The sequence below is a fragment of the Candidatus Bathyarchaeota archaeon genome, from assembly GCA_026014725.1.
In the GTDB taxonomy this organism is placed as follows: domain Archaea; phylum Thermoproteota; class Bathyarchaeia; order Bathyarchaeales; family Bathycorpusculaceae; genus Bathycorpusculum.
Genome location: JAOZHV010000059.1, coordinates 299,840 through 317,708, shown reverse-complemented (window position 1 = coordinate 317,708; position 17,869 = coordinate 299,840). Strand labels below are relative to the sequence as shown.

The 17,869-nt window shown below is 44.5% G+C and carries 17 protein-coding genes; 13 read left to right on the top strand and 4 right to left on the bottom strand.

Features of this window, described 5'->3' with window-relative positions; translation table 11 throughout:
- The first annotated feature begins 7 nt into the window (after window positions 1–7).
- From cobN to NWE95_13480, 7 genes are all read left to right on the top strand, one after another.
- Window positions 8–3,778, top strand: coding sequence for a cobaltochelatase subunit CobN (gene cobN / locus NWE95_13510; GenBank protein MCW4004918.1), 3,771 nt, complete (start codon window positions 8–10; stop codon window positions 3,776–3,778).
- A complete protein-coding gene (locus tag NWE95_13505; protein ID MCW4004917.1) occupies window positions 3,775–4,533 on the top strand; it encodes an adenosylcobinamide amidohydrolase in 759 nt (252 codons plus the stop codon). The genes cobN and NWE95_13505 overlap by 4 nt, the downstream gene beginning before the upstream one ends.
- Window positions 4,534–4,551: 18 nt before the next feature.
- Window positions 4,552–5,415: an ABC transporter ATP-binding protein gene (locus NWE95_13500; GenBank protein ID MCW4004916.1), complete on the top strand. Its 864-nt coding sequence runs from the start codon at window positions 4,552–4,554 to the stop codon at window positions 5,413–5,415.
- Window positions 5,416–6,165 carry an ABC transporter permease gene (locus tag NWE95_13495; GenBank protein ID MCW4004915.1) on the top strand — a complete coding sequence of 250 codons (750 nt, stop codon included), beginning with the start codon at window positions 5,416–5,418 and terminating at the stop codon, window positions 6,163–6,165.
- Window positions 6,166–6,486: 321 nt separating this feature from the next.
- A complete protein-coding gene (locus NWE95_13490; protein MCW4004914.1) occupies window positions 6,487–7,278 on the top strand; it encodes a hypothetical protein in 792 nt (263 codons plus the stop codon).
- 189 nt (window positions 7,279–7,467) lie between these two features.
- A complete protein-coding gene (locus tag NWE95_13485; GenBank protein MCW4004913.1) occupies window positions 7,468–10,083 on the top strand; it encodes a PQQ-binding-like beta-propeller repeat protein in 2,616 nt (871 codons plus the stop codon).
- A 102-nt stretch (window positions 10,084–10,185) separates the two neighbouring features.
- Window positions 10,186–10,605: a DNA-binding protein gene (locus tag NWE95_13480; protein ID MCW4004912.1), complete on the top strand. Its 420-nt coding sequence runs from the start codon at window positions 10,186–10,188 to the stop codon at window positions 10,603–10,605.
- Between the two features lie 230 nt (window positions 10,606–10,835).
- Here NWE95_13480 and NWE95_13475 read toward each other — a convergent pair whose 3' ends face one another.
- Window positions 10,836–11,738, bottom strand: a complete 903-nt coding sequence (locus tag NWE95_13475; protein ID MCW4004911.1) for a hypothetical protein — start codon at window positions 11,736–11,738, stop codon at window positions 10,836–10,838.
- Window positions 11,739–11,878: 140 nt separating this feature from the next.
- Here NWE95_13475 and NWE95_13470 point away from each other — a divergent pair, with 140 nt between their 5' ends.
- On the top strand, window positions 11,879–12,103 hold the full coding sequence (locus tag NWE95_13470; GenBank protein MCW4004910.1) for a hypothetical protein: 225 nt from the start codon (window positions 11,879–11,881) through the stop codon (window positions 12,101–12,103).
- Between the two features lie 132 nt (window positions 12,104–12,235).
- The gene (locus NWE95_13465) at window positions 12,236–12,997 is read left to right on the top strand and encodes a hypothetical protein (GenBank protein ID MCW4004909.1); all 762 of its coding nucleotides are present in this window, start codon (window positions 12,236–12,238) and stop codon (window positions 12,995–12,997) included.
- Here NWE95_13465 and NWE95_13460 read toward each other — a convergent pair.
- Both NWE95_13460 and NWE95_13455 read right to left on the bottom strand, forming a co-directional pair.
- Window positions 12,944–13,636 carry a Type 1 glutamine amidotransferase-like domain-containing protein gene (locus NWE95_13460; GenBank protein MCW4004908.1) on the bottom strand — a complete coding sequence of 231 codons (693 nt, stop codon included), beginning with the start codon at window positions 13,634–13,636 and terminating at the stop codon, window positions 12,944–12,946. The genes NWE95_13465 and NWE95_13460 overlap by 54 nt on opposite strands.
- 38 nt (window positions 13,637–13,674) lie before the next feature.
- Window positions 13,675–14,379 carry a winged helix-turn-helix transcriptional regulator gene (locus NWE95_13455; GenBank protein ID MCW4004907.1) on the bottom strand — a complete coding sequence of 235 codons (705 nt, stop codon included), beginning with the start codon at window positions 14,377–14,379 and terminating at the stop codon, window positions 13,675–13,677.
- A gap of 144 nt (window positions 14,380–14,523) precedes the next feature.
- On the opposite strand from NWE95_13455, the gene NWE95_13450 reads away from it, so the two are divergent.
- Window positions 14,524–15,066: a DUF4184 family protein gene (locus tag NWE95_13450; GenBank protein MCW4004906.1), complete on the top strand. Its 543-nt coding sequence runs from the start codon at window positions 14,524–14,526 to the stop codon at window positions 15,064–15,066.
- Window positions 15,067–15,126: 60 nt separating this feature from the next.
- Window positions 15,127–15,342 (top strand): hypothetical protein, encoded by a 216-nt coding sequence (locus tag NWE95_13445; GenBank protein MCW4004905.1) that lies wholly within the window; start codon window positions 15,127–15,129, stop codon window positions 15,340–15,342.
- A gap of 23 nt (window positions 15,343–15,365) precedes the next feature.
- Here the strand turns inward: NWE95_13445 and NWE95_13440 are convergent, their stop codons facing one another.
- Window positions 15,366–15,800 (bottom strand): fasciclin domain-containing protein, encoded by a 435-nt coding sequence (locus NWE95_13440; GenBank protein MCW4004904.1) that lies wholly within the window; start codon window positions 15,798–15,800, stop codon window positions 15,366–15,368.
- 187 nt (window positions 15,801–15,987) lie between these two features.
- On the opposite strand from NWE95_13440, the gene lsrF reads away from it, so the two are divergent.
- Together lsrF and NWE95_13430 are read left to right on the top strand one after the other, a co-directional pair.
- Complete coding sequence (gene lsrF, locus NWE95_13435; GenBank protein ID MCW4004903.1) at window positions 15,988–16,785, top strand: 3-hydroxy-5-phosphonooxypentane-2,4-dione thiolase; 798 nt, start codon at window positions 15,988–15,990, stop codon at window positions 16,783–16,785.
- 26 nt (window positions 16,786–16,811) lie between these two features.
- Window positions 16,812–17,840 (top strand): zinc-dependent dehydrogenase, encoded by a 1,029-nt coding sequence (locus NWE95_13430; GenBank protein MCW4004902.1) that lies wholly within the window; start codon window positions 16,812–16,814, stop codon window positions 17,838–17,840.
- The last annotated feature ends 29 nt before the right edge of the window (window positions 17,841–17,869 follow it).

Here is a 17,869-nt window from a genome sequence, read left to right as displayed (position 1 = left end):
AAAAAGTATGACCCGACTAAAAATAGCGTTGGTAACAACTATTCCAAGCGATGCTATTCCAGCGATAGCCGCGGCGAAGGCGATAAACGAAAAATTCCCTAACGCCGTTGAACTTCATCTGCGTACAGGGGGAGACTTTCGAGATTTTGGTACACTGGACGATTTTATTAATTTTTCAAAGACCGCTCACATAGTCATTGTGCACCTGATGGGTGACCTGCCTGAACTGGAAAGGCTCGTTGAGGCACTAAAACCCGCGAAAGTACCGCTTATGGTTTCTGCCTCCTTTTTCGGAGCCAAGGAATACAACAAATTATCCACTGTGGAAGCGGAGGACCGCCAAAAAATCTTTTTCTACCTCAACTATGGCGGAAAAAAGAACTTTGAAAACTTGATGTATTATCTTGCTAACCGCTTCACAGGCGCCAACTATGAATTTGAAGCGCCAACAAAACCGCTTTGGGAAGGCATCTACCATCCCGACTTTGATTCTATTCCCACGTTGGCGGAGTATATAGAAAAGAAAATTGACGCTAAACGGTTAACGGTGGGGATTTGGCTCCATCAAAGTCACTGGCAAGGTGGCAACACAAGTTTCTTGGACAGTACAATTCATGAAATCGAAGCACAAGGCGCAAACGTGTTGCCCGTGTTTTTTAGCGGCTCCAAAAACCAGAAGCTTGGCATAAATGGCTTGGAATGGGTGATTGATAATTATTTCTTAAAAGATGGTAAACCGATTGTTGATGTTGTCATTAGCTTGTTTTCTTTCTCGTTCACGACTTGCCTCTCTGGAGCAGATGCTTCAGGGGTTCTCAAAAAACTCAATGTTCCCATAATCAAGGCTATACTTACCTGCAACACGGCTGAAGAGTGGCGAGACTCAATTCAGGGTTTAAGTATAATTGATATACCTGCAAACGTTGCAATGCCTGAATTCGACGGTGCCCTCATAACTGTGCCGATTGCTGCTATGGATTGTTGCCAAATTAACCCCTCTACTGGAACGCGGCTAATCACATTTGAAACCATACCTGAACGAACCAAGAAACTGGTTAATTTAGCCATTAATTGGGGCAAACTTCGGCGGTTAGCTAACAGCGAAAAAAAGGTTGCAATTATCTTCCACAATTATCCCCCTCGAAATGACACCATTGGCCACGCCTTTGGGTTGGACTCCTCTGTTTCTGTTATGAATATTTTGCAGGGGCTAAAGCAGCAGGGTTACTCGCTGGAGGCGTTGCCTGAAAGTAGCCAAAAACTCATGGATACTATAATCAACGGCTTAACAAACGACCGCAGATGGGCAAGCCCACAAGAGCTCTCAGACCGAGCCTTAGATAAAATTTCTAGCGAGCAGTACGAGAAATGGTTCGACGAACTGCCACTTGATGTCTCAGACAAAATGGATCAAGACTGGGGGCCGCGTCCAGGCAAAATTTTCACCTTCAACGGGAAATTGCTGGTCGCAGGAATAATTAATGGCAACGTCTTTATCGGGATGCAGCCGCCACGCGGCTACTTGGAAACCTCCTATTCAAAACTCTACCACAGCCCAGACATATCTATGCCTCACCATTATCACGCCTACTACAGATGGATACGGGATGTTTTCAAAGCCAACGTAATTATGCATATCGGCACTCACGGCACGTTGGAGTGGTTGCCAGGCAAATCAGTCGGTCTCTCGGCTTCTTGTTCACCAGACATAACCATCTCGGACTTGCCCAACATTTACCCCTACGTAATAACCAACCCTGGCGAGGGGACTCAGGCAAAGAGACGTAGCTACTGTTGCATTATAGAATACTTGGTTCCTGTCATGCACAACGCTGACACCTACGAGGAACTAGCCAAACTCGAGGTTCAACTCCAAGAGTACTACCACGCAAAGACCGTTGACCCAGACAAGCTACCCGTTTATCGAAACCTAATTTGGGAAAATGTGGTTCAGGCAAAACTTGACAAAGACCTAAACGTTACCCAAGACGCCGCTTTCGGTGCGTTCGATGATTTCTTGGAGAGGCTTCATGGCTACATAAACGAGTTATCTGATGCCCAGATTCGTGATGGATTGCACATTTTAGGTGAAGCCCCTAAAGATGAGCGTTTAGACGAATTCCTTGTCACTTTAACCCGTTTAAGTAACGGCGATGTGCCATCTCTGCGTGAGTCTCTTGCTGAACTCAAAGGTTACGACTATGAAGACTTGCTGGCGCACCGAGGTAAGCTTGGCAGCGACGGCAAAACCAACGGCGACCGCCTCAAAGAAATATACAGCATCTCGCTTGAACTCATAAAGAAACTACATGCCCAAGGGTTCAGTGAACAAGCAATTCCAACAATACTTACTGAGGTTATCGGCGAAGACAACCCCAAAGTGCACAGTGTCCTCTCTTACATAGTGACTTTTCTTGTTCCTGCTTTGGCTGCCACCACTGACGAATTAACCAACACTCTCTCTGCATGCTCTGCAGGATTTGTTCCGCCTGGCCCCTCAGGCTCAATAACCCGTGGATTGGCTGATATTTTGCCTACTGGCAGAAACTTTTACTCTGTCGACCCACGAACCGTTCCAACAGGCGCTTCTTGGAAGGTCGGTATGGCACTGGGCGATGTTTTGTTAGAGCGTTACCTCAAAGAAGAAGGCAAATACCCTGAGAGCGTTGGAATAGTGATTTGGGCAACGGATACGATGAAAACCAAGGGCGATGACATTGCTGAAATTCTATATTTGATGGGTGTGAGACCCGTGTGGGAACGCTCCAGTGGTCGCGTCATCGGCGTCCAAGCTATACCACTTGAAGAGTTGAAGCGCCCCCGCATTGACGTTACTGTGCGAATGAGCGGTTTGTTCCGTGATACTTTCCCAAATGTTGTTCATCTTCTCGATGACGCTGTCCGCTTAACTGCTCAGTTGAAGGAACCTCCTGAACAGAATTTCATCGCTAAGCACGTAGAACTCGAAGTGGCTGAGCAGACCGCAAAAGGCGCAGATGCTGCCACGGCTTATGAAGAAGCTCTCTACCGCGTTTTCGGCGACCGTCCTGGTGCTTACGGCTGTGGAGTCAGCGAAGCCATAGATTCCAAGAACTGGAAAGAACAAAAAGACCTAAGCGACATCTACGTCAATTGGGGAAGCTATGCTTACACCCGCAAAACCTACGGACGCCAAGTGCCTGAACAATTTGAGCGCCGACTAAGCAAAATTAACGTTACAGTGAAAAACCAAGACTCCCGAGAATATGACATCTTGGACGGCGATGACTGGTATGACGCTCACGGCGGCATGATTAACGCTGTAAAAATAATAGGTGGAAAAGCACCCCGCTCTTACTGCGGAGACAGCTCTGACCCCCAAAGAGTAAAAGTTAGAAGCACAGCCGAAGAAACCTGTCACGTTTTCCGCTCCCGCCTTCTAAATCCCAAATACATCGAAAGCATGAAAAAACACGGTTATCAAGGTGCAGCTGACCTGTCCCGAACATTAGATTTCGTTCTCGGCTGGGATGCCACCGTGGAAGTTGTTGAGGATTGGATGTACGAGGATTTAGCTAAAAAATACGTCCTAGACAAGGCAATGCAAGAATGGCTAAAAGACGTAAATCCGTACGCTCTTCAGAACATGCTAGAACGGCTTTTGGAGGCAATTGAACGTAACATGTGGCAAGCTTCCCAAGAAATGAAAAACGAGCTCCAAAGGCTCTATCTAAGCGTGGAAGGCTTGCTTGAAGAATCAGGAGAGAATAAACAAAAAACGGAGAGAAAAACACAATGAAGTCAAATGTAACAATATTTAAACAAAATAAATTGAACGTGGAACTAAAAGGGGTAGACGCAAGAGTAGTCTACCACAAATACAATGGTGTTGAACTAAATACTACGCTTGTTTCTTTTAGTGAAAAACGTAGGGTGCTCTCCACTTTGGACGGGCTAAAACATGTTCCCCACGTAGGCAACGTGTATGTTCCAAACCCCTTATCAACAAAACATATGACTTTAGGAAGCTACGCGAAATTTCAACGGGAATTACCTGCGACACTTGGAATCTGCTGCCGCGACATCACTTTTATGAGCACAGCTGTTGACATGGAAAAAGTGGCAGTGTGCCAAAAATCCTACTGTGACTTCAAAGTTTACTGCATTGCCACAGGTGGCGCAAGAAACAACGCATTGCGAATGGGTGTAGATTTTGGAGATTGGGTTGAGACAGAAACGCGTTTCCAAAGTGCTTCTGGCACCATAAACATCATGATTTTAACAAACGTTTCTTTAACCGTTGGCGCAATGGCACGGGTTATAATGACTGCTACAGAAGCCAAAACTGCGGCACTCCAAGACCTAAACTACATGAGTACTCCTTCTCCTCATGTTCAAGCAACTGGCACTGGAACGGACAACATGATTGTTGTTTCTGGTGTGAACCCCGAAATCGTCATTCACCATGCTGGTGGACATACAAAGATGGGTGAATTGATTGGTTTTACTGCCAAAAATGCTGTGACAGAGGCGTTAAAGAAGCATGATAATTAATTTGGAGGAATAAAAAAGTTGATAGATTGTATTTACACGGAGAATTTAACGAAGAACTACGGTACCGTTAAAGCAATAGACAATTTAGATTTATGCGTACACGATGGCGAAATCTTCGGTTTCCTAGGCCCCAACGGAGCAGGAAAAACAACAACCATTCGTGTTTTAACCACTCTAACCCGACCAACCTCTGGTTTTGTAGCGGTTGGCGGTTACAATATTAAAGATCAACCAGACAAAGTGAAAAAAGTAATTGGAGTTGTGCAACAACACTTGAGTCTAGACCGCGATTTGACTGTTAGAGAAAACATGGAATTTCATGCCCGTATACATCATTTAGATTCTTCCAAGCGTAAGCAACGCATAGCTGAGTTGTTGGAATACGTTGAACTAACCGAATACGCCGACAAAATGGTTGATACACTCTCGGGTGGAATGAAGAAGAAGGCGGCCATTGTTTGCAGTCTAATACATCAGCCTAAATTGTTATTTTTGGATGAACCGACAGTTGGCTTGGACGCTCAGGCTCGGCGCCGCATGTGGGATCTAATGCGCCGTTTAAACCGTGATGGCACAACGATTTTTCTTACAACACACTACATCGAAGAGGCTGAGGCTCTATGCGACCGTGTAGGGATTATGCATCATGGACGCTTAATTGCTCTTGATAAGCTGCTTGAGCTTCGTAAAAAGTTGGGTTTAGTTACTGTTGAGACACTTGTCGACAATAAGGAAACACACTATCAATTTTTCGCAAACAGAGAAGAAGCTACCCGTTACGTTCAAAATTTATCACCTAATGCAAAAACAATCATAATCCGCGATTCAAATTTGGAGGATGTCTTTCTGGAGCAGACTGGTGAGAAGGTTGGTGATGTCTAAATGCTGACAGTTTTGAGTGATGTGTATTCTGTCCTGTGGGTGGATTTGCGGAACATGCGGCGCCATTGGCGTTCCACAATTGCTACCAGTCTTGTTCTGCCTTTTCTGTATCTAGTGGCTTTCGGCTACGGTTTGGGGCGCGATATGAGTCTTGATGGAGTTAATTACCTTGCGTTTGTTGTTCCAGGTATTGTATCGTTGACAGCTTTTTCGACTAGTTTTAGTGGTGCATCTGCCAAACTTCAGGTGGACAAGTTTTTTTACAAAAGCTTTGATGAGCTTTTGATGGCTCCTGTTCGCTTGGAGTCGATTATTGTCGGGAAAGCTTTAATTGGTGTGGTGAGAGGCTTGATTAGCTCAGTAGCTATATTGATTGTTGGTTTAGTCCTTGCCCCCACGTTAACTGTAAGTCCGTTGTTTGTGATTATTTTATTTATCTCTTGTTTTGTGTTTGCGCTCTTTGGTGTACTTGTTGCCTTGCTGATTAATACACATCAGGGCATGAGCACTTTCAGCACGTTGGTTATTTTGCCGATGACTTTCCTATGCGGCACCTTCTTTGCTTTGAGCCAAATGCCCGATGCAGCCAAAGCAGTTTTGTATGTCTTGCCCCTTACACATTCAAGCACATGTCTCCGAGCGGCAGCTTTAGCTCAACCTTTCCCATGGCTTTCGTTTATAGCTCTTCTGGGCTTTGGCTTTGTTTTCTTCGCAGGGTGCCTCATCGCGTTGAAGAAAACCAGTGTGTAGGGACGATTTACTGGAAAGAAGGGAGATAACTTCTTTTCATAATTTTTCATTTAAAATTCAGTGAAAGAAATGATTAAGGACAAATGAGAATTAATGGTTCAAAATGACTGTGGGTTGCTTGTTATCTCGCATTTAGTTGAGGCAAAGCATTTTCGACTTTTCTAGTTCTAATCTTATGAGGCTTTATCTTTGAAATTTGTTTCTTGTTAAAATTTAATTTTACCCTGCTGTTTATTTTTTTAATTTCAACGTCTTTTGTAGAGGTTATTGTTTCTGTTTTCTAAATATTTATATTGTAAATGTATATGTATGTAAAGTATAATGCAGAATTCATATGACGACATCCGAGTATTAACGAGTCTTGGATTGACTCCTCTTCAGGCTGAAGTGTATGTCGCACTCTCCAAAATGGGCAAAGCAACAATAAAAACGCTTTCTTCAGTCTCAAAAATAGATAGAGCCAACATTTATCGTGTAATGGGTCGATTACAAGAACTCAATCTCGTTGAAAAATTATTGACGACCCCTACCCTTTTCAAAGCGTTGCCGATGAATGAAGGTATACTAATGCTGCTGGAACACAAAGAGGTGGAACATGAGGAGGTAAAGGCTAAAGCGAAAGAATTATTGAAAACATATAAACAGAAAAACGACTTGGCGTCGGTTGAAAATGAATGTCAGTTCGCCATAATTCCTGACGGAAAATTAACTAAACGAAAAGTCGCTGAAATGATTGACTCAAACAAAACGGCACATGAAATTATCATTTATTGGAAAGACTTTGAACCGCTTATAAGTGAAGTTGTCTCAATGTGGAGAACGGTGTTGCTAAAAGGCGTAAAAATGCGAGTTATCGTTTTCTTACAGGAAAAAGAAAGGTTACCAAAAGAAATTGAAAGTTTTAAAAAATATGAGCAATTTGAAATAAGAAAAACGTCAACACCACCCAAAGTTACTTTATCTATAATTGATGGAAAGGAAGCATTCCTGAGTGTCACGCCAACTCTTCCCCACGGGGATTCTGGTGGGTTATGGTTGAATAATCCTGGAATTGTTGGAATAATCCGAGAATATTTTGAAATGGTTTGGCGCAATTCTAAACCGTTACTCTAATGAGCTTTCTTTGTTTAATTTCCATTGTTTAAGGGGTTTTCATGTTAGCTGTTGAGGTTTCAGTTTACTCCTTGTTGCTGTAGCTAACATACGCATTTTCTTAAAAATTATCCGCTATAAACTGAGTGATTACCAAATAATAGGAGAATAAAAAATACGACAAATTTAATGAGCAAAGCAGAGAATAAAGTGAAAACTATTGCGATTGCATTATGCATAATACTTGCCGTGAGCAGTTGGCTCGCGCTCGTACCTACAGTAGGAGCCCATACCCCACCATGGAATATCCCGACTTTCGCTTTCATCAACGTTGCACCAAACCCTGTAGGCGTAGGTCAACAAGCTCTAATTGTGGTTTGGCTCGACAAAATACCTGACGGCGCATCAATTACTAACAACATTAGATTCCACAACTACAAATGCGTAATCACTGCACCAGACGGCAAAACAGAAACAAAGACGTGGGACGTAGTAACCGACACTACCTCTTCAGCGTTCACTTCATTCGTCCCTGACCAAGTTGGAACCTACACTTTCAACTTTACTTTTCCTGGACAAAAATACACTGACTACGAATACAGCCCCACTTCTGCATTTGTAAATGACACCTATCTGCCCAGTTCAGCGACAACAACTTTAACTGTTCAAGAGGATCCAGTCTCAGAAGGTGAATTCACCCCCCTGCCAACTGAGTACTGGACAAGACCAATAGAAGGACAGAACTCGAACTGGTACACAATAGGTTCAAACTATCTCTACCCCCTCGGAGCAGCCTACAGCTTCGGCTCAGTTCGATACGTTCCAGATGGCACAGCACCCGACAACTCACATATAATGTGGAGTAAATCAATCACGTTTGGCGGAATCGTCGGTGGAAACAATGAATATGCTGGACCAAACTCGCCCTCCTCCGAAACAGGAATCACAGGAGTCGCGTACTACACAGGCCTTTCATATGAAACCAAATTCAACACTCCAATCATCATCAGCGGACGACTCTACTATGGATTACCGCGCAGTAACGCAGGCTCTGGAGGAGGATACATCTGCGTTGACTTACGCACTGGTAAAGAGATATGGCGACAAAACTACACAGTCAACCCATCATTCGGCGCAGTTATAGACGTGGAGACACCCAACCAGCATGGTGCTATCTCATACTTGATTGCTACCCAAACAGTTAGTCAAGTAACAACTTGGATGATGTACGATCCATGGGATGGAAATTGGGTATTCAACATAACCAACGTTCCATCAGGAACCATGAGTTATGGACCCAGCGGCGAACCAATCATTTACCAAATCAATCTCGCAAGCAAATGGTTAGCGCTATGGAACTTCACCAGCGTCGTAAGTAATGGACCAATAAATGCGTTACTCAGCACTGGATACAGACCAGTAGGCAACGTATTCAACACAACACTTCGCTTGTCATACTCTTGGAACGTTACCCTGCCAACTTTACCAACATCTAATGCTGGTATAGGCTGGGCAATCAATGACGACTTATTGCTAGGCTACGCTAACATGCGGTCCAGCTTCGGTCAACCTACTTGGGGCGGCGTTGCAGCTGCCAGCACAGCATACGGCACTGTATGGGCGGTCAGCCTTAAGCCAGGCTCAAGAGGCACACTGTTATGGACTAAAGATATTCAAGTACCACCAGGCAACATTACATTGCAACTTGGCACCGTGGATATAAAAAACCGCATGTTCTTTGTAAGCACCAAAGAAACTATGCAGTGGTACGGCTACGACCTTGACAGTGGAAATCAGAAATGGGGTCCAGTTGGTAACACACGTGCATTCAACTACTATCCAACAGTCGGAAGCGGTGGTGTCGCTCAAATAGGCTACGTAGCTTACGGCAAACTCTATGTTGGCGGTTACGGCGGCGAGGTCTTCTGTTATGAGACAACAACTGGTAAATTACTCTGGTCTTATGGTGGTGGCGGTGAAGGTAATAGCACAAACAGCGGTGCAGAAACATCCTGGGGTCTATATCCAGTCTTCATCGGCGCCATAGCTGACGGAAAAATCTACGTTTACAGCAATGAACACTCTCCAAACACGCCACTCTACAGAGACGAAAAACTACGATGCCTCAACGCTACAACTGGTGAAGAGTTATGGATTCTCGACAGTTGGGCTTGCGTGGGCGGTTTTGCTGACTTCGGCTTCCCAATCGCTGATGGTCAACTTTCCTACCTCAACGCCTATGACATGAAAGTCTACTCTATTGGCAAAGGACCCAGTGCTATGACTGTAACGGCGCCAAACATCGCTACTACCGTTGGCACGCCTATCGTGATAAGAGGCACTGTAACCGACATTGCTGCAGGCACCACACAGGATGAGCAAGCTGCACGTTTCCCCAATGGCGTTGCGTGTGTTGCGGACGAGAGCATGAGTGCATGGATGGAATACGTTTACATGCAGAAATCAAAACCGACAGATGCGAAAGGTGTCAAAGTCTCGCTGGACGTGATTGACGCCAACGGCAACTACCGAAACATAGGCACCACCACCAGCGACGCAAGCGGCATGTTCACTTACGCTTGGGCACCTGACATACCTGGCTCGTACACTGTTATCGCATCATTCACTGGCTCCAACTCTTACTATGGGTCGTATGCTGAAACATCATTCTACGCAGTTGACGCACCTGCTGCAGCTACAGCGCAACCTACACAAGAGCCATCAATGGCTGATCTATACTTTGTTCCTGCAATCGCTGGCTTGTTCGTCTTAGTCATCATCCTGTTAGTCCTAATGGTACTAATGATGATGAAAAAGCGACCATGAGAAAACCATCCGAAAACTAATTTCCCTTCCTCTTTTTTTGTTTTATGCATCTTCAAAACTTTTTTAGGCTTACTGGCGTTATTTTTTTCGGAGATAAGATAGTTGGCTAACTTGGCTTTCGGTCGAGCGTTTCTTTTGCGTGCCCCATACGATTCTGACCTCATAGAGTTCATAACCAAACAGGCAAAAAAGCACCAAATCTTTTTGGCAAACTTTACCGCTGTAGGTGCTGTGAAATCTGCAAAGCTTGGATTTTACGACCAAACAAACCACGAATACTTAACAAATCTGCTGGATTATCCTCAGGAAATAGCCAGTTGCATAGGCAACATCTCCCTAAAAGAAGGCGAGCCCTTCGTTCACGCACATGCTGTTTTAGCTGACGAAAGCGGAAACACGAAAGGTGGGCACCTGCTTGAATGCAAAGTCTTCGCAGCCGAAGTTCATGTGACGGAATTACTGGGGCAAAAGGTCGAACGCAAAAAAGACGTGCAAACTGGCTTGTCCCTTTGGGAGATGTGAAGAATTCACTTTTATATTACAACGCGATAGGTATCAAGCAGTTGAGGTGCTCTGGATGGCTGATTTGAAGGATTGCCCCTTTGGCTTTGATATAAAGGATGATTGTAAAAATTGCGACTATTCTGATACGAACCATTATGACCCTGTAACGGGTAAATGTGTAAAAAGATAGTGCTTGCGTTTCGCCGAGAAGTCGGCTATTGCGTTTTTCTAATTTTTTGAGCTATGCGTTATTTAACGGATTGTTCCGTGTTACTCTTGCTGTGAAAGAGTAATGGTAAACCAAGCAGCGGCAGTGAAAGCATCCACAAGTCCAAGTTATGCCCCAGCAGCCATGCATACCATTGATTCCAGCCACCGAAGAAAATCCACGTCATATAGTTCCATAAATAAAACAAACCTAAAGCTACCAGAATAGCCCCGACTGTTCTTATTTTAAACTCATGCAAACTTTCGATTCCTATTGATTTCTTGGCAAAGTATCCTGTAAATATTGCCAGTGCAAGCAACCCAAACACTGTAGAGCCAAAACTTACCAGAAGTTCAGGCTGTGCGATGAGTTGCTCAATTCCAAGTTGTGAAGCCGTTGTTATCCACATGCCTGTATTGTTAAGCCAAAATGCAACGATATAGAGCACGCCTGCAATTAACGCCCATTTTATGGCTTCTCTTTGCGGCTTGTTGGGTCTCAGTTTAAACGCAAGCTTGAACAGCGCTATAGGTATTCCTATCGAAGCTATCAAGCAGGGTATGCCTGTATTCAGCAAAAATACTATGTTGGTTGCTGATAGCATTCCCCAGATTCCTGAGGGCAGTAGTCCTATCCAGTATAGTGCTTCGAAAACAAGAATCCACTGTAGTAGTTTATTTGTTGTTGAGGGAGATAGTCTTTTTTTTGTAAAGTAGAGGATTGTTGTTGTGATGGCGATTATGCTGGCTATTAATCTGAAAGCAAGGAAGAAACCAGCTGTAACGTCGGTAACGAAAATGGCGAAAGCAATAGGTTCTGAGAGTCCTTCCCACTCGCCAATCCATGAAAGCGTGAACATGGCGTGGAATGTGAATAAGAAGTAAGCGGTTACTACTGCGGCTATCCCTACTGCATTTAGAGGATTAATAAATTTCTGCTCCAAATAAAATTCCTGCTTTTGCCTGAAATTATTTCGAAGCGTTATGTATATTACATTTGTGGTTGAGCGAGTGTGCAACGTTTTGCAAATGGTTAGTGTTAAATAGCTAATTACGCTAGAGTTTAGGTGTAAGAGGGCTTTGCTTGGAAATAAGTGATAAGCGTCTATCGGCTTTTCTTTCTATCACACAAGGCGTCGGCATCGTGTTTCTCGCATTTTTCTTGGTTGCATACTTGGGCGGATTACCAACTACAACTGTTTACCATAACGAACTTGTGTTTAGGATTCCGCTATTTGCTCTGGGGGCGGTGCTGTTGGAACTAATTTTATGTACGATTGTTGTGGCGGTGCTTGCAAAGAAATCCTAAACTTTTTACCAGAATTGCAACTGATTCTTCACAATCAAAGGCTGCTCTATTTCCTTTTTTCTTCCAATCCGAATATTGATGTTTTTCTAAATCTTAAACCTTATATTGAAAATACGCTTATACAGCGTTCTCATGCAAAAAATTAACCCTAAACCTGCTTCCCGTATCTCTTGGAGGCAACCCGTTGTCTTCATCGTGGCAACCGTGATCTGTACGCTTTTGGCTATTTACGCAGTTGTTTTAGCTCCAGTTGAATCAACTGCAGGAGCAGTGACGGGTGTTTCAGGGCTCTATTTTGCCGCGGCAGTTTATGTGCCCTTGGCGCTCTGGTTTGGCGTCTGGGGTTGCTTGGCGGGTTATCTGAGTTGTGTTTTCATGGGCATTTTTCTTGGGTTGCCTCTGCCGTTTGTGCTTGTTTGGTCATTAGCTGATTTCTTTGAAGGTTTCGTGCCCTTGATGATTTACCGTTCACTTAAAACTAAACCTGTTCTTGGCTTGAAGCGTCCAAAGCTCACTTACGGGATAAATGGGCTTCTCGCGTTGGTGCTTGTTGGTTCAGCGTTTTCTCTTGTTTACTCTGTTACGTGGGCTTTTATCGCAAGCTTTGTTTTTGCTATCGTGCTTGTGCTAATTCAGGGAGTCGTTGAAGACCATAAAACATGGTTAACTTGGTTGCCCGTGGGAGTTATTCTTGCTAGCATCGTTTCAGGCGTTTTCGGCGTGGGCGCTATGGCGGCATTCGGTAACATTCCAGTGGCGAGTTTTCCCACGGTTTTCTTTGGCTGGGTCTTTGGAGACATAATAGTTCTCGCAACACTAGGCACAATACTTACTGTTACTCTAACGCCGATTATCATTAAGTCCCGATTTTATGTTCGCAAGTTCTTTGCTTAGGAAGCTTTCCATCAATGTTTGTTGCTTGCCGTTTTGGAAAACGTAAACTTTGTTGATGGCTGAGAAATTGCCGTTGTCATAAATCAGTGCTGACCCTTCAGGAACCGCATAAATATTCTGTTGGGTTGAAAGTTTTTGTAGGATACTGGCTTTTTCCTGCATATAATGCACTTTAAGAGTAACATCTACTAAGCCAATGCCGTCAACAATTTTGACTTTTGAGTTGCTGTGGCAAGTGATTACGCATTTTTTGCAAAGCGCCAATGCACCTGCACTTCTCCCAACGATGACGCCTTTGTAATTCTTAAGTAAGTCGTCAACTCCTGTGTTTTTCAGGCGCTCGATGAGAACGCTTGGAACTCCACCAGTTAAATAAACCAAAGTGGAGCCAGCCATTTTCTGTGCAATCGTTTGGGCGGAGTCGGAATACTCAACAAAGTTAACCGCGCAAGCGCCTAAGCTTATGAAGTAATCAAAAAGCCGCTTTCTTCGCAGGTACTTGTTGTCGAAGGATGCTCTTGCCCAAGGCAACACTAAAACGTTAAGCGGTTCTCCAGCGTCTTGGAAGGCTCTTTGGTTTACTTGTTTTGCGCTTCTTCTAAAGACGTTTTCTCCGCCTAAAAGGTACAGTTTTGGCATAATAGCCCTAAACTGAAAACAGCAATTAAAAGAGTACGTTACCCTACAACTGCCAAGTATCTTTTGAGTGTTGACGCTGAATTCTTATCCAATGAGTAAATCGTTTTTATTCCGTCGTTTACTTGCAACACAAACTTTGTGTTTTTGAGTGTTTTCATTTGCCATGTTAAGGCTTGCGAAGTAATTGCGACTTCACCTGCCAACTTGCCATGTGACAGTTCCCCATTGTTAATGAGAGCTTCCACAATCCTCTTAACTCTGCTATGGCGAAGAAGAGAAATCATCAGCATGTCTTTTCTTGAGAATTTGTTGGCAACAAAGAACCGTTTATAACGTCCATCACGAACAAACGAAACCAAACCAGACTTGATGAGCACGCCCAGATGGTATTCTGCTAGCCCGATTGGAAGACAAAGAACTGCACATATTCCTCTAAACTGAACGCCGGGGTTCTCGCTTACAAAGTTGTAGATTTGTGCTCTTGTCGAATTTGTAGCGAGAACTGGTGCTGGGCTGGGTGCTTGAACTGACAGCGCAGGCAGAACCGCGAGTGTGCAGATTTTATCTATGGTTATTGCTCGGTACGTTATCATGTTTGAGTGAAGTGTGATTCTGCAGGGGCTGTTCTCTGTAGCGGTGAAGCTAAAGTTTTTTTGCTGATAAAGCAGTGCTGCAAAAGAGCCGATGACAATAAAGACTAAAGCTAACGTAGCCCACGCAGTAACCACTCGTTTTGCATTCAAAGATTGTGTCCTCACTAAGCAAGTTTTGTGTATTTGTTGTTTTTAACTGTATTTGTAAACAAATGTACTAATCAAAACTCAGGTTTAGGGGGCGAAATAATAAATTGCACAAGAGCCATGTTCATGCTTTAAAGTGACCGTTGATTGCCAGTTACCCCTTTCCACTACCCCGTAGCCTACATACTTAGCAAGCTTGGAAGTTCATCGTTGAGTTTGCCAGCGCTGATTGTGGGTGCCATGGTGCCTGACCTTGAAATTCCAGTGATGGCTCTGCTACTTGGACCTGAAGCGCCTGACAGGATGGTGCTTCACAGTCTCCTTGGAGGCGTAACTGTTGGGACATTAATTGCGGTGGCGATTACGGTTGTTGTTTATCCTCGGTTAACGAGCGCTATTTTTCCTATCAACAAGCTGAGGGTTGCGGAGAAATGTCGTTTGACGCTTGGGCTGGTCTTTTCATGCCTTATCGGTGTTCTTTCCCATGTGCTGTTAGATATTACAAACCACACTTACAATCCCATTCTGTGGCCGTTTCTTTCGATGTATCAAACGCCAAGCCCAATCGTGCCGCTTATTGGTGGAGCAGGAGTAGCTTCCTTAATTGTGCATGGGGCTATGGTGCTTCTGTTTGTTGGATTGTTTTTTAATAAGCGGAACAATTTCTGGGAACACTTACTAGTCGGATAACTTGCACTAGATTCTGGGAATGCTTATTAAGGCTGAACCAAAAACTTAGCCCGATGCAGCATGATTCCGCAAGGTTACGTTGAATATAAGCGCAGAGAATTCTGCAAAGATGTAGAGTGCCCAGTGCAAATGGAGCTAAACAAGCACGCTGAGGGTTCGCCAGAGTATGAGCAAGTTCGCAAGAAATGTGGCACTGCGTGCCTTTATACGACTTGGCAGTTTCATCATTGGCTCATAGAAAAAGGTTACTTAATTGTAAAAGCCAGTTCCAAATAGAAGACACAGTATGAATTTGTTTGTTAAGTTGTTGTCATTTTCATCGGTGGCATCAGAACTTTATCAATAGCGTGACAGACGCCATTATCCGCCATGATGTCAGCTTGAACTATTTCAGCATCGTTAATCTTCGGCATTTTATGACCATGCCATCTGGAAGCATCGATTTTTACTTCTTCGCCTTCAACGGTTTTGGCGGTTTTGAGTTTAACCACGTCTGCAGAAGTTATTTTGCCAGGAACCACATGATATGTTAAAATTGCTCTCAGTCTTGGAATGTCTTGTAGAAGGTTTTCAACGGTTCCTTGAGGTAATTTTGCGAAGGCTTCGTCTGTTGGCGCAAAAACAGTGAATGGTCCTGGGCTCTTCAATGTATCAACCAAACCTGCCGCTTGGACTGCAGTAACAAGTGTTTTGAAATTGCCCGCAGATACTGCTAAATCAATAATATCAGCCATAACTTTTCACCTCACAAATCTGGTTACACTTTCATAGTTTGCTCGTTAACATAAGAGTATGTGGTTGTGTACAGATAACAACAATCGTCTATTTACCGCAGAAATGATGCTGGAACTGGTTTCTTTATAGAGGAATAGATAAGGTTATTTAATTCTTAAACCAAAAGCTTCCTCGGAGTAATGAATTATGGATTGGGGAATGAAGAATCGCTTAAGTAGACTCATCCAAAAAGACGGCAAAGCCCTGTTTTTACCCATTGACCATGGTTACTTCCAAGGACCAACACACTGCCTTGAGAAGCCCGCAGAAACAATCAAACCAATCTACCAGTATGCAGACGCCTTAATGCTGACCCGCGGCGTTTTGCGCAACTGCATTGACCCAGCGATTGAGAAACCAATAATCATGCGCGTCTCAGGCGCGGTCTCAGTGGTTGGGGAAGACTTAGCTAACGAAAGCTTGGTCACATCCATCCAAGAAATCCTCAGACTAAACGCTTCTGCCGTTTCTATGTCAGTTTTCGTCGGAAGCAAATACGAAAACAAAAGCCTAAGCAACCTCGCCAAACTTGTCGATGAATGCGAAGATTACAGCATCCCAGTTATGGCGGTCTGTGCAGTTGGCAAAGAACTCGAGAAACGGGAAGCACGCTACCTTGCGCTATCTGCACGAATCGCAGCGGAAATCGGTGCACGCGTCGTCAAAACCTACTATTGCAAGGAACGCTTCGAAAAAGTCGTTGAGGGTTGCCCAGTTCCAATAGTAATCGCTGGTGGACCAAAAGCTGAAACGCAAAGAGAGGTTTTCGATTTCGTTTATGATGGCATGCAGAAAGGCGCCATAGGCGTTAACTTGGGCAGAAACATTTGGCAAACCCAGTATCCCGTCGCTTCAATCAGAGCCATCCGAGCCATTATCCACGAAAACTACACTGCCCAAGAAGCCGAAGACCTCTACAACCAAGTCATAGCAGGCAAAGCCTAACAGCTTTTCCTTTTTTGTGATCAGCTATGTTAGCCGCCGTTTACTACAACAACCATGACGTTCGCATCCAAGAGATGCCAGTGCCAGACATTGGCGAAGACGAAGTTTTGCTAAAAGTTATGGCAAGCGGCATCTGCGGAAGCGACGTTATCGAGTGGTATCGTGTTCCTAAGGCACCGCGAGTGCTGGGGCACGAAGCCACAGGTGTCATCAGTAAAGTCGGCGGCAAAGTCAAAAATGTAAAAGTCGGAGACCGCGTCTTCGTTTCCCATCATGTTCCCTGCAACCAGTGCCGCCACTGCAGACGAGGCCACCACACAGCATGCCACACACTGCACACGACCAACTATTACCCCGGCGGCTTCGCACAATACATCCGCGTCCCAAAAATCAACGTTGAATTGGGTATTTACAAGTTGCCAGACGGCATGTCATTTGAGGAAGGCACATTCATTGAACCTTTGGCATGCGTTTCGCGAGGTCAGCGACTTGCGAACCTGCAAAAAGACGATACCGTGCTCATTATCGGAAGCGGCATTTCAGGGATTCTGCACGTGCAGCTTGCCCAGTTCAAAGGTGTAAAAAACATTGTTGCCGCTGACATTAACCCCTACAGGCTGGAGCTTGCCAAAAAATTCGGCGCAACCCACGCACTAGACGCCAAAGCGAATCTGGCAGAGACGCTCAAAGAAGTAAATGATGGGCGACTGGCTGACCAAGTTGTCGTCTGCACGGGCGCAACCTCAGCCGCCTTGACGGCTTTGGACTGCGTGGAGAGCGGTGGAACAGTTCTGTTCTTTGCTGTGCCTGGCCCGTCTGTGAAGTTGCCTGTGCCGATTAATGATTTTTGGCGAAACGAAATAACCATGAAAACCAGCTATGGTGCAGCGCCCGCTGATTTGGAAGACTCGCTGAAGGTTTTGGCTACTGGTTGCTTGAACATTAAAGACATGATTACGCACAGGCTCGATTTGCGGGAGGCGCAAGAGGGTTTTAGGTTGATGGCTGAAGCTGGGCAATCGCTCAAAGTTATTTTGGAGCCAAATCGCGAATAAGAAATAAAAAGAAACCCAAACATAATCAC